Source organism: Agrobacterium bohemicum (assembly GCF_002896715.1).
GTDB classification, from domain to species: domain Bacteria; phylum Pseudomonadota; class Alphaproteobacteria; order Rhizobiales; family Rhizobiaceae; genus Agrobacterium; species Agrobacterium bohemicum.
In genome coordinates this window covers 15,389-27,153 of record NZ_PGEL01000012.1, presented here as the reverse complement: position 1 = coordinate 27,153, position 11,765 = coordinate 15,389, and the positions used below count along the sequence as shown (strand labels likewise).

Here is an 11,765-nt window from a genome sequence, read left to right as displayed (position 1 = left end):
GAAGAAATTGGCCCATAGAGTTTCCCTCCGTGATCGTGATAACGATACACCATCACACTCTGGGACTAAACAACTAGGGATCGGTCTTGCGATCTTGGGGGAAAAACTCCTCAAGAATAGCGCCGGCGGCCTTTGAGATTTCTCTGCCAAACGACAGCACACTTTCAAGAATTTGCGCGGCCACAGAATCCATTGGTCGACAGATAGATGCTGGGTAATCCCGACTGAACGGAAAGTATGATGACCCGCTATCACAGCGAAGGCAGTCGTTTAGCCTCACCTGATTGCAGCACCCAATCTGGTTCAGAAGAATTCCCCGAAAATTAGACGAGGATAGAACATGCACTATGCCGAATACAAGCACACCGATCCGGCACTGATTCAGGCCCTGACGGAAACATTTCCATTTGCTGCCATATCCATCAACGGAGCCGAAGGGCCACGTATCGCCCACGCGCCGCTTACCTTCCGACCTGGGAACGCGCCAGCGGGGGCACTTGAATTCCATCTGGCCAAGGCAAATCCGATCGCCCGCGACATGACGGTTGGCACGCCGTAACGATCCTGGTTCAGGGACCCGGCGCAGCAATATCGCCCATTTGGTTCAGCTCGAGCTTTCCGAGTCCACGTTCGGATCGCAGCAGGACGGCGCCGACCTTTAATTACATCAGCCTGATCATGCATGGGCGACTTGAGTTCATGGACGACGTTGCTCTGCAGCGCCAGATCAAAGACCTTGTGAGTGCAAGCGAACCGAAGGGCGGATGGCGGACGGAGGAGCTGGCCGCTGATCTATGGGAAGGATGGAGAAAGCTGATCCAGGGATATCGGCTCGAAATAGCCAGCTTCGATATGACCGTAAAGCTTTCACACGGCGACGTCCCGGAAGACAGGCATGGCATCGTCGAGGGGTTGCGAGCGCGTAACGTGCTGGCAGACGAAANCATGGCTCATCTTATTAGTGGCTACGATGGCACGTCTAAGTCTCTTCAATCGCTTCTCCGCGCGTTGAAACGTTGACGATGGTAGAAGATCAACTGAGCTTGTGCGCGAGCCTTGCTTTGGCTCCGCGTGGCAGAGTGGGCGACGCAGAATGATGCGAATGCTGCAAAANTCGATGCGGCATTCGCACGCCTTGGAATTCATTCACAAGGAACGGATCAGGCAGTGGAATAAACGTGTTAAACGCAATTTACGTCGCAGCGCGTGTGTCATGCTTTTGCTTTCAGGCTGCACGCCACCGGGCAGTTCGGACAAGCACTCAGATCGCAAAGTCGGCACACCGAATAAGCATGATCAAGGTCCTCGACGAAATTCGCGAGCAGTTTTTCCGTCAGCAAGCGATAGGTCTCCCGCTCGAGCGGATCGAGAACATCCAGTGCTCTTGCGATGCGCTCAAAGCGTGAGGACAGAATAGCATCGCAGCTGATGTTCCCGGCGTCCGTTAAATGAAGAGCGACCGCCCGGCGGTCGCTTTCGCTCGCGTGCCTCATGACAAGGCCATCCGCGACGAGCCTATCGACAAGGCGGACCGTGGCAGAATGCGAAAGGCCGAGCGCACGACGCAATTGTTCGATGGGCATACCCGGTTCGTGCCGCAACAGCGCGATCGCCGCCGCCGCCTGCCCTTTCTCGGGAGCCAGGTTTTCTGTTTGGCGCAAGACTGCGTCAGCCAGACCTAAAACCAGCGCGCCAATTACATTCTCTGTCTTTTTTNCATTCATGCCGAATTAATATATGCGTGGCGCATAGACATCAAGTGAAAATAATATATGCTTCATGCATACAAATTGGAAGGATACAGATATGAAACAGAGAATTACATCCATCGCCGACCGCGCCATTCTTGGCGTCGATCGCATCGTCCCCGCCGCCACTGTTACAAAAATCGGGCGCGGCGTTGCCCTTGCCGGAGTGGTGCTGCCGCTTCTGCTGATAGGCGTTCTCAAATACACACAGGTCGAGGTCGATGCCCTCAAACCCCTTATAACCAATACACCATGGCTCTCGTGGCTCTATCCAGCCTTCGGCGAGGTAGGTGCGACGGCCCTCCTGGGGACTGCTGAGATTTCAACCGCACTCCTGCTGATCGCTTCTCCCTGGTCGGCGCGCGCAGGAGTCCTCGGTGGTGCGATCGGTTCACTGACGTTTCTCACCACGGTCTCGGTCATGTTCGCACTGCCGATCTGGTACGCGGAACTTGGTGGCTTTCCCTGGATCAATCCGGTCGGCCAGTTCCTGCTCAAAGATGTGTCGCTGCTTGGCGTCAGCATTTTCATTCTCGGCGAAAGCCTTGCACGCGTCAGAGCCCAAGCCTTGCTGAGCTGAGACCGCATCGCGAACAGGACTGCATCCTTCGAGTCAATGGGTGTCCCTTACACAGAACTCTTGAAGCCCTGGCGCTTATCGCGAGGCATCTCCTGGATCAATGATGACATATTTCGAAGGCATTACCATTCCAGGTCTCGCGGCACTTCTTTTTGCCGGAGCGTTCTTGCTGGGTGTCGCCATTCAGCATGGTACCACCTGTGCCGTTCGTGCCATGTCCGAACTTATAAGGGATCGAAGGGCAGACGGGTTGCTCGGGTTTTTCGAATGCGGCCTATGGGCATTGCTTGTTGCATGGCTACTGACGCCAGACATGGCTGTTCCGCAGTGGGGTCCTTTGGGTCCTTTATGCCTTGGGGCCGTGTTGTTCGGAGCGGGGGCGACCATCAACGGCGGCTGTGCATTCGGCTCGATTGCACGTCTTGGGGAAGGCCGAGCCGAATTTCTTCTGACTGGAGCGGGGGCATACCTTGCATTTCGCTTCCTTGACGCAATTGGACCAGGCACAACGGCTTTACCGGAGCAAACGCCCGTTCCTGAAAATGCCTTACTCCTTGTCGTGCTCGGTCTACCCGGTCTCATTGTGTTACGCTTTGCGTTGTGGAGACGGCCGCTTCGTGTAATTTTGAGGCTGTCATTCCTGATGGGCGTTATCGGATTGGTCGGGGCTCTTGTAGGAGCCCTCCATCAACCTTGGCCATGGATGCATGCGTTGAGGTATATCGGCGCCTCCGACTGGTTGACGGTCATCGGCCTAATCGGACTCATCTCGGGAAGCATCGCGAACGGTTTGTTTCGCGGACGGTTCAGGGTTGAACCGCCAGGGTTCGCTGCGGTGCGAGACAGATTTGCAGGGGGGCTGCTGATGGGAGCGGGCAGCGCCTTGATACCCGGAGGCAATGACAGCCTAGTCCTACAAGGTATACCGTCCGGTAGCCCCTCGGCTTTTCTGGCTTATGGAATCCTTCTTGCCACGATCGTTGCCCTGCTGATCATGGTGCCACGCTTCAATGTCCATTGAACTGTGCGCTTTGCGCAATTCATATCTTGCACTAAGTTTTGGCGACGAGATCAATTGCTTTAACATACCGATGGCGAAGACCTTGTTCACGAAGCGCTAGGCGACCATTGGCGCTTGGAGCCAATCCCTTCAGTACGTTTTATTGTTGAACACTTGGCGACAGTACCACATCCGGGACGCTGTCAGGGCCTGATGGGATCGTGTCGGCCTAGTCTCGCAGACCGCAGGCAAGCACACTGCCAATCAGTTGCTCAAGATCGGGACCCACCCATCTGGGAAGGTGTAGCTGGACAGAAACCCGACCGCTGTGATCGCCGGGATGCTGTGGTCAGTCTCCCGCATTCGTTCCGCGAGCTGCTCGCGACAGGCGCAAATGAGTGCCGCGCCGTGGTCGATACTATAGCGGGCGCCGCGCATCGCTGCGACAAACAGATTGCAATAACAAAAATCCTGGCGATGAAACCGTCGGAACGTTGAGCTCTCGGCAGGAGCCATGGCGAAACGATACTCATCACTACGGGCGAAGAGGCTATCTGGGCCAGTTCGGGCGATCCCATGATCGCCCGAAGACATACGACAGCCTGCCGCAAANCTACGCGTAGTTGACCGGCAACCAGTCGTAATTCGTGCTGTCCTTGCGGACATGGCCGATGCCCGGAAANGCGATGTGTGCACCTGCTACCAGATATTTGCCTTCCACCGCCTGCCTGAACGCGATGTCGCGCGCGGCAATGGCGGCCTTCTGGTCGATATCGAATTCGATTGCTATGCCGGGTTCATCGAATTGCAGAATATCGCCATGGGTGATGTCGCCCCAGAATACGATCTTCTGGCCTTCGCTTTCGAGCGTGATGGCGCTGTGGCCTGGCGTATGTCCCGCATAGAGGATGGAACCAAGACCCGGAACCGGCGCTGCGTTATCCGCGAAGGTTTCGAATTTTCCGGCTTTTACGTAAGGTGTCACGCACTGATCCGCCTCGCCGAAGTGCTGCTTGACGATGCCGACCGCTGCCTTGGCGTTTTCCGCGCTCAGCCAGAATTTGGCCTCCCGCTCGCTGACCCGCAAGGTCGCGTTAGTGAATGTGCGCTTGCCGTTGCGCATCAACCCGCCGGAATGATCGGTGTGTATATGGGTGAGGATGACATCATCGATATCATCCGTCTTGTAACCGGATGCTTCAATGTTGGCCAGGAGTTTGCCGAGAGAAGGCCCAAGATAAGCACCGGTGCCTGCGTCGATCAGTACAAGTCGCTCACCCGTATTGACCAGAAAGGCGTTGACGGAAGTTGGGACGATTTCCGGCAGAAAGGCTTCCTCCAACGCGCTCTGCGCATGTTGTTCGCTGGTGTTGGTGTAAAGCTTGGCCAGCGGCAGAGCAACGGTGCCGTCCGACAGGGCCGTCACCTCTGCAGAGCCGATTTTCAGCCGGTAGAAACCGGGTGCCTGAACAGCGGCATAAGGTGCTTTGGCAAAGGCGATCGACGGGGCGATGAAGGGTGCGGCAATGAGGCCGGATACAGCGCCTTTGAGAATGGAACGACGAGATGGCATGGGTTTGCTCCTTGGGTGATGAGTGCGGAACGGCTTGTAAGTTTCTGCCCAACAGCTAAGACTGCCTCAGTCAGCAATCAAATCGATACCAATCATGCATGTCATCGATCATTTCAATCTGCGCTCTTTTGACCTCAATCTTCTCGTTGCCTTCGATGCAATGATGGAAGAGATGAGCGTGACACGTGCGGCGCAGCGATTGAAANTCCAGCAACCTGCCATGAGCCACAATATATCCACCCTGCGCACGCTGTTTCAGGATGAGCTTTTCATTCGTGTTGGTCAGGTGATGAAGCCGACGGCACGTGCGCTCAACTTGTCCGGTCCGGTGCGGCAGGCATTGCGGCAGGCGCAGGCGGCCGTGTTGATGGCGGATGCATTCGATCCGGCCACCGAGCAACGCACATTCCGGCTGGGACTTTCCAGCGAGGTAGAACTGCTGCTGCTGCCTGATCTGACGGCGCGCCTGCGAGATATCGCGCCGGGCATCCGTATTCTGGCCCGCGGTGGTGATGCGCAGGAGATAGACGCAATGCTCGATGCGGGCATCATCGATATGTCCGTAGGGTGTAGCTATCTGCCTGACTCACGGCACCACTGCGAACCGCTGTATCAATCCAGCGTGTTGTGCTGTTTTAATCCAAAATTGCTGAAGCTTTCCAATCCGGTGGGCCTCGATGCCTATATCGCCGCGCAACACGCAGTCATTTCCCAAACCGACAGCCTTCATGGCTGCGTCAAGGATGCGCTGGGGCATGTAGGTGCAGAACTGGAAGTTGTTGCGGCAGCACCCGATTTNATGTCCATATTGGCCACGGCGCGTTCATCTGCGGTGATCGCTACCGTCTCATCGCGCATTGCGCTCCGTTACGGACCGCTGCTGGAGCTTGAGGTCAGCCCGGTGCCATTGGCGCTTTCTTTTCCACCCGTGGCAATGGTCTGGCCGCTCCAGATGGACAGCGATCTTGGCTGCGCATGGTTGCGAAGCCAAATCCGTGAGGCGATGCTGAGGACGAACCGGAGCAGCGTCGCAGATATCGCAGCGTGACCGTGGAATAGAGATCAACATGTTCAAACGTCTTCGTGTTGAGGGATTCGAACGAGCAGTCCTCGACACCAGGATACTTAGTTCGTTGAGCCTAATCGGGCGGCGCGATGGAAGATGACCTGTAGCATTGTGATGCGATCTCAATGCGATAGCCGCTTTACGCCGGTTGTGGACACCTCGGCGTAGTTTTGTACAATTCTTACAGGGCATCCCGGATATCGAAGCGAACGATCTTTTCGCCCTCCATACGGAAGATGTGCGTCACGGTTTTGTCCTTCAGGCCATGGGTTTGCCCGTCCAGCGGTTGGCCGTTGAGATCAGATACGGTCTGGATTACCTCGACAGCGACGGCATCAGGTAGACTGCTGACGCAGGAATGGCCGACGCTGACAGCAAGAGAGAAGACGATCATTCTTGATAATAATTGATAAAAAACCTATCTTGTCTCTATCACATCAGATGTCTATATCACATCAGATGGAGGACCGCATGATCAGCGAAGATCTGGGAAAGCAGCTCGAAAGCTATATCCAGCAATTCGTCGATACAGGTCGCTATGGCTCGAAAAGCGAAGTCCTGAGTGAGGGCGTTTGACTGGTCCAGGACCGCGAAACCCGGCTTGCCGCGGCTTCCATCATGCGCGCCGTTGCAGATGTGACGAACGAAGTCGGCGAGCGATGTCTTCGACCGTCTCGACGCTAAATACCGTGCGATGGCTGACAAATCGGGATGATCCTTGAGTTTTACAGCGAGGCGGAAANTGACCTTGAGCAGATCGCCGATTATATCGCTCAAGGCAATCCCCAAAGCGCCCTGTCATTCGTTCGAGAGTTGCGGAGCAATTGCGAGGATCTCATGGATGCTCCGAACAGCTTCGCCCCCGTCCCCCGCTACCACCACCATGGTATCCGTCTGCGCGTTCATGGCAGCTACCTGATCTTCCACCGCGTCGAAGCCGCGAAGGTGGTCATCATCCATATCCTGCATGGGGACACCGACTATGGCGCCATCCTGTTCGGCATAATGTAAGCGGGCCAATCTGGGCGACCTCACGCGCTAATGCCGAGCTAAGCGGCTACCGTGTGTGTCTCAAGCGTCATCGCGCAGATCAGCCATCCCATAGTCGTTTAGCATTGATGAAGATGAACCTTAGAGCTCCCGCATGGATGGCCACAGGACGAAGTAACAACGCGTCTACTTACCGTCTGCAACAGAACCGCTGTTCAGTGCCTCAATGAACCGCAACCCTCTGCGCCGCACAACCCGTCTTATTTGTCGAGACCGCGTTCTCGCAGAACCCGTCTGACCTCCCGCTTTGCCTTTAATTGCGCCAGAGCCGGCTCAACGCGGCCAGGCATGGGATCGAAAAGCAGCTGCGGCTGAGCCGGGTTACGCTTGCGGCGCGGCTTCGAGCGGATCGGGGCTTCGGTCTCACGAAGGAGCGGCTTTGATCTGGGAGGCTTTGTCATTCGCGACAGTTCATCAGAAAAACCTTAATAACATTGTGACGACGGGCATGTTGTCCCCGCTATCCACCGATCAGGGTACAAATTGGTAGAAGCCGTCCAACTGCATAGAAGCCCTGCCTCTATCGAAAATATGAAAGTTTCCATCCCGCTTGGCCGCGTCGGCTCACCAAAAGACCGCCAACGCCTTCCTCTTTCTCGCGTCAGATGATGCCAGCTACATAGCTGGCACAACAATCGTAGTAGATGGCGGGCAACTGTCCCCGGAAGCTGCAGATTTCCGGCTTCTGCCGCCCTGAAAACGGCCCGTATTCGCTCTCCGGCGATGCGGTGTCTCGTATGGCTCTCATAATCTCGGGAACCCNTGTGACTTGTGCGGGTTATTTATGCACGACCCCAACGAGGAGTGGAACATGCCTAATAACGATAATTTCCCGACGGACCCCGGATCCTCACCACGAGGCCCGACATCAAATTCCGGAATTCCAGACCGTGTTCAGGAAAAGCCTCCGACACCTCCCGTTCAAGATCCGGTCGATAGCAAAANTCCAAACGATCCTACGCTTAATCCTGCTCTTTNGCCGATAGGTGACCCCGCTGGCGCGGCGTAAGCCAAAACAGCTTAGACCCAAGGCGCTTGAACAACGTTGCTCACGGAGCTGGTTTNCAGGCGCTTTTTCATTCGTGTTTGCAGGGGTTGGTCGAAGTATACGGTCAAAGCATATGAGATGCAGACCGTTGCCACTATAAAGGTCAGGCCCGCCGGGATTGCCCAGCCTGCGTCACTGGCACGGGGCACGAGAAATACCGTCCACGCAAGCATTGGGATGTGCAGCACGTAGACTGCGTAAGACGCAGTTCCCAGAAAGCTCAAAACCCGATCAAGCCAGCCGCCCGCCTCGATTGCGGACGCGACACTTAAGAGGATTGGCCAGACAAGCAACACGATGACGACGTCGAATATCGGGCGAATTTCGTCGGTGACGGGCAGAAACAGTAACAGAGCAACTGCTGACAGACACATCACGGCCAGCGCCGGGCGAGTTTTGATTGTTTGACTGCGAAAGCGATAAATGAGCACACCGGCGAAGAACGAAAAGAATACTCTTCCCATGCCTGCATACATCTCGTGCCATSGAAAACCGAGATGAAGCTTCCCAGAATGGATGGCTGCGATGATAAGGAAACATGCGCTCAACGCTAAAATGACGCCAATTGTCTTCACTTGCGCGCGAGCGCCCTTGAGAGCATAGGCGATGTTGACCACCAGTTCATTGAACAGCGACCAAGCGGGGCTGACCAGAAACAGCGCACCATTGAGCGTGAGCGTAAAGGGGGCCGGTAAAAACAGTAGCCCAGTTACCAAGGCAAAACCCAGTTCTGTAGGCTGTACCTTCCGGTGAAGATCATCAATGGGAGTCGGTAGATCGAGGAAATACAGACAGACGAAGAAGGCTGTCATCAACAGCAGCGCTAAACCATAAAGCGGATATAGCCTTAAGAACCGCGCCTTCATGAAGTTTAGCGGGTTCATTTGTCCGTTCGCAAGCCGCTCGCCGTAGGCGTGAGCCAACACGAAACCGCTGAGCGCGAAGAACAAGTCCACAGCCAGATAGCTCGATGCTTCCGGTCTGCCAAAAANGACTTCAGCATGCCGATGCACAATCGCAACCGCCGCCAGCCCCCGTACTCCATCGAGCAGCACAAACCGTTGCGGGACGTGAGTATCTGTCATTTATGATCCTGAAAGGCATAACGCGAACGGATCAAACGCGTGGAAGCGAAACCGGTTCATGACGCATATCACATTGCGCGCTTTTCTGGAGGCTCTGCCGTCATCAATGTAGAAAANCCTTGTAGCACGTTGTGAGAGAGTTCGACCTCGCGCACTAAACGTTTGACGGTGTTTTGCCCGAGCATAGAGCGGATCACGTGGCTTTGCGGTGCATGGGCGCTCGAGATTATAATCTCGTCGCAGTCCTCGGTTTCCACCAAACTCAAGAGCGAGATCTGTTATAGTTACGGCGTTTTCGATGACGCCATGTCGCAGGGCAAAAGCGTCGGTGCCAATCGGAAAACCGGCATCGACATCCCGCGAGATCGATGTCGGCAGGAGAAGTGCGGCCACCTGGCCTGAAAGTAATCAATCCTTGGTCCAGATGAGGACAGTGCTTATCTAGGTGTCCTAAGTTCACCTCGCTTCAAGGCGATGATGTTGGCCATTGTGCTAGATGCCCACGGAGGCCCATGCTCGACGACGGCATTGCGCCGGTATTTCGGTCGTCCCACCAATAGCTTTGGCTCCAACAAGCGGATATGGCTTGGCTAAATCGAGGGGTATCACGAGCGTAACCCGAGATTAAAAANCCTGCATTTCAGAACGTTGCAGCCTCCCAGTCTGGAGCAAANGGCGGGTCAACGTAGCGTAGGTCCTTCGGCAGAGCTGCGATAGCCGCGCGGTCCTCGTCGTCGAGGTGAATGTTGAGCGCATTGAGATCGGCGCGCTGGCTGGAGGGGCGAGCGGCTTTGGGGATAGTGATGACGTTTTCCTGATCCAGAAGCCAGGCTATAGCGATCTGGGCTGCGGTGGTGCTGTGCTTTNCACCGATCCTGGCGAGGATGGGATCCTTTGCCGCCCGGCCCTGCGCAAGCGGCGCATAGGCGGTCATCGCAATTCCCTTGCGGCGAAGATAATCCAGCATCGTCGTCTGTGACAGGAACGGATGATATTCCACTTGATGAACGGCGATGGGGGCGCCGATATCCTCGACCGCGTACCGGATCATGGGCAGGTTGAAGTTGCAGACGCCGATGGCCCGCGCCAGTCCTTCCTCCTTCAGTTTGGTGATCGCGTCCAGCGTCGCGCTCATGTTCATGTTTCCCGATGGCCAATGGACGAGGAAGAGATCGATATGGTCGAGGCGAAGCTTACCAAGGCTCGTGTCGAAGGACCGTCGCAGGGCATCGGGGGCGAGCTTGTCGTGCCAGACCTTGGTGGTGACGAAGAGGTCCGTGCGGTTTATGCCGGAGGCCGCGAGCGCCGCGCCGATGGCGGCTTCATTGTCGTACATGGCGGCGGTATCGATGTGGCGGAAGCCGAGGGCAAGGCCGCTTTCGACCACCGGTCGGGCGGCATCGCCCGGCATCCGGAAAGTCCCCAGTCCTAGCCGGGGGATCGCGACACCGTGAGTCTCAATCGTTTCCATGATCATTCCTTTCGAGTTGCGAGGGACGCGGCAGCAGAGGCAGAAGCCGTCCGCCGCCGGTTCTCCCGGCGGGCTCAGGCAGTTTCGCTTGCCGCCGCCTGCCGGACCAGCGCTTCGATCAGCTGCTCAAGTGACGTCGTGCCCCTGACACGGTTTCCGCCGTCGTCCTTGAAGTCGATCCAGCCTTCGTTGAAACCGTCGAGCATACGCATGCGCGGCTGCGGGTGACGCGTACCCTGGGCACGGAACAGGCCCTCCCAGCTTGCCCGCGGAACGATCTCCACCCGCACCGGATGCCCGAGCACTAACGCGAAGGCATTGGCGAGATCGTTGGGTGAGACCCGAGCGGGGCCTTCCAGTTCTACCACCCGCTTACCAATCCATCGCTCGCGGATCAGATCTGCGGCGAGCCGGCCGATATCCTGCGTCGCGACCATGGCGAAGGTCTTGTCGGCAGGCTGGAGGAAGCTGTGCAGCACGCCTTCGTCGCGGGCCGAGGCGATGTCCCAGGCCGCATTTTCCATGAACCAGCCGGGCCGCAGGAAGGTGACTGGAAGATCGAGCTCGCCGAGGGCTTCTTCCAGCATCGTCCGTTGGCTCAACAGATTGTCCACGTCCGCATCGGCGCNGATGGTGGAGAGGCAGACGACCCTTTCGGGGCGGGCGGCAAGGAGAGCGGTCGTCAGCACCTCATTCTGTTTNGCCGCTTCCGGATAGCCGGGCGCCGGATCGAATTCCGACGGCGGCAGGATGAAGACGCCAGTCGCGCCCTTGAACGCGGCGGCAAACTGTGTCGCGTCGCGCATGTCGGCAAAGGCGATTTCGCAACCGCGCTTGCGCCAGATTTCCGCCTTGGCGGGATCGCGCAGCACCGCACGGACCGGTTCTCCGGCATCGATCAGGGCTTTCGCCAGCGCGCCGCCGACCTTGCCGGTAATTCCTGTAATCGCATACATGATATGTCTCCTGGTTTTGAGGTTGGGAATGGATCAGGCGAGGCCGTCGTAGAGGCCGCGCCCGAATGTGCTGTAGAGCTCTGCAAGGCCGGAGATTTCTGCGGTTCCGGCACGCCGCTGGCGCCAGCGGCGCTGAGGAAGTACCTACGGGACGAAGAAAGATGATTCACGCGCATTAAAATCAAAGA

At 56.7% G+C, this 11,765-nt stretch carries 12 protein-coding genes and 5 pseudogenes; 9 read left to right on the top strand and 8 right to left on the bottom strand.

Features of this window, described 5'->3' with window-relative positions; genetic code table 11:
• Nucleotides 1-340: 340 nt before the first annotated feature.
• On the top strand, nt 341-559 hold the full coding sequence (locus CUC55_RS23290) for an FMN-binding negative transcriptional regulator (RefSeq protein ID WP_067653950.1): 219 nt from the start codon (nt 341-343) through the stop codon (nt 557-559).
• A complete protein-coding gene (locus CUC55_RS23285; protein WP_210200648.1) occupies nt 502-1,020 on the top strand; it encodes an FMN-binding negative transcriptional regulator in 519 nt (172 codons plus the stop codon). The genes CUC55_RS23290 and CUC55_RS23285 overlap by 58 nt, the downstream gene beginning before the upstream one ends.
• A gap of 191 nt (nt 1,021-1,211) precedes the next feature.
• On the opposite strand, the gene CUC55_RS00330 is transcribed toward CUC55_RS23285, so the two are convergent.
• Nucleotides 1,212-1,661, bottom strand: coding sequence for a MarR family winged helix-turn-helix transcriptional regulator (locus tag CUC55_RS00330; protein WP_157940877.1), 450 nt, complete (start codon nt 1,659-1,661; stop codon nt 1,212-1,214).
• 145 nt (nt 1,662-1,806) lie between these two features.
• On the opposite strand from CUC55_RS00330, the gene CUC55_RS00325 reads away from it, so the two are divergent.
• Both CUC55_RS00325 and CUC55_RS00320 read left to right on the top strand, forming a co-directional pair.
• Nucleotides 1,807-2,328: a YkgB family protein gene (locus CUC55_RS00325; RefSeq protein WP_067653987.1), complete on the top strand. Its 522-nt coding sequence runs from the start codon at nt 1,807-1,809 to the stop codon at nt 2,326-2,328.
• 103 nt (nt 2,329-2,431) lie between these two features.
• On the top strand, nt 2,432-3,349 hold the full coding sequence (locus tag CUC55_RS00320; protein WP_157940876.1) for a YeeE/YedE thiosulfate transporter family protein: 918 nt from the start codon (nt 2,432-2,434) through the stop codon (nt 3,347-3,349).
• A gap of 592 nt (nt 3,350-3,941) precedes the next feature.
• On the opposite strand, the gene CUC55_RS00310 is transcribed toward CUC55_RS00320, so the two are convergent.
• Nucleotides 3,942-4,901 carry an MBL fold metallo-hydrolase gene (locus CUC55_RS00310; RefSeq protein ID WP_067653955.1) on the bottom strand — a complete coding sequence of 320 codons (960 nt, stop codon included), beginning with the start codon at nt 4,899-4,901 and terminating at the stop codon, nt 3,942-3,944.
• 94 nt (nt 4,902-4,995) lie between these two features.
• Here CUC55_RS00310 and CUC55_RS00305 point away from each other — a divergent pair, with 94 nt between their 5' ends.
• Nucleotides 4,996-5,949 carry a LysR family transcriptional regulator gene (locus CUC55_RS00305; RefSeq protein ID WP_103086637.1) on the top strand — a complete coding sequence of 318 codons (954 nt, stop codon included), beginning with the start codon at nt 4,996-4,998 and terminating at the stop codon, nt 5,947-5,949.
• 199 nt (nt 5,950-6,148) lie between these two features.
• On the opposite strand, the pseudogene CUC55_RS00300 reads toward CUC55_RS00305, so the two are convergent.
• Nucleotides 6,149-6,301: pseudogene (locus tag CUC55_RS00300) on the bottom strand (nuclear transport factor 2 family protein); the annotation flags it as partial.
• Nucleotides 6,302-6,438: 137 nt separating this feature from the next.
• Between CUC55_RS00300 and CUC55_RS00295 the strand changes: the two are divergent.
• Both CUC55_RS00295 and CUC55_RS00290 read left to right on the top strand, forming a co-directional pair.
• Nucleotides 6,439-6,682, top strand: a pseudogene (locus CUC55_RS00295) (type II toxin-antitoxin system ParD family antitoxin).
• Nucleotides 6,679-6,978, top strand: coding sequence for a type II toxin-antitoxin system RelE/ParE family toxin (locus CUC55_RS00290; RefSeq protein WP_103086636.1), 300 nt, complete (start codon nt 6,679-6,681; stop codon nt 6,976-6,978). Before CUC55_RS00295 ends, CUC55_RS00290 begins: the two are co-directional and overlap by 4 nt.
• A 287-nt stretch (nt 6,979-7,265) precedes the next feature.
• Here the strand turns inward: CUC55_RS00290 and CUC55_RS00285 are convergent.
• Nucleotides 7,266-7,418 (bottom strand): annotated as a pseudogene (locus CUC55_RS00285) (non-homologous end-joining DNA ligase); the annotation flags it as partial.
• A 73-nt stretch (nt 7,419-7,491) separates the two neighbouring features.
• On the opposite strand from CUC55_RS00285, the pseudogene CUC55_RS00280 reads away from it, so the two are divergent.
• A pseudogene (locus CUC55_RS00280) lies at nt 7,492-7,714 on the top strand (SDR family oxidoreductase); the annotation flags it as partial.
• Nucleotides 7,715-7,828: 114 nt separating this feature from the next.
• Nucleotides 7,829-8,026 carry a hypothetical protein gene (locus tag CUC55_RS23015; protein WP_103086642.1) on the top strand — a complete coding sequence of 66 codons (198 nt, stop codon included), beginning with the start codon at nt 7,829-7,831 and terminating at the stop codon, nt 8,024-8,026.
• Nucleotides 8,027-8,037: 11 nt separating this feature from the next.
• On the opposite strand, the gene CUC55_RS00270 is transcribed toward CUC55_RS23015, so the two are convergent.
• The 4 genes and pseudogenes from CUC55_RS00270 to CUC55_RS00255 all read right to left on the bottom strand — a co-directional run bounded on the left by CUC55_RS00270 (nt 8,038) and on the right by CUC55_RS00255 (nt 11,577).
• The gene (locus tag CUC55_RS00270) at nt 8,038-9,150 is read right to left on the bottom strand and encodes an acyltransferase family protein (RefSeq protein WP_103086635.1); all 1,113 of its coding nucleotides are present in this window, start codon (nt 9,148-9,150) and stop codon (nt 8,038-8,040) included.
• 161 nt (nt 9,151-9,311) lie between these two features.
• Nucleotides 9,312-9,549, bottom strand: a pseudogene (locus CUC55_RS23010) (acyl-CoA dehydrogenase); the annotation flags it as partial.
• Between the two features lie 241 nt (nt 9,550-9,790).
• Nucleotides 9,791-10,621 carry an aldo/keto reductase gene (locus tag CUC55_RS00260; RefSeq protein WP_103086641.1) on the bottom strand — a complete coding sequence of 277 codons (831 nt, stop codon included), beginning with the start codon at nt 10,619-10,621 and terminating at the stop codon, nt 9,791-9,793.
• Between the two features lie 74 nt (nt 10,622-10,695).
• Nucleotides 10,696-11,577, bottom strand: coding sequence for an NmrA family NAD(P)-binding protein (locus CUC55_RS00255; protein ID WP_103086634.1), 882 nt, complete (start codon nt 11,575-11,577; stop codon nt 10,696-10,698).
• Nucleotides 11,578-11,765 lie beyond the last annotated feature (188 nt).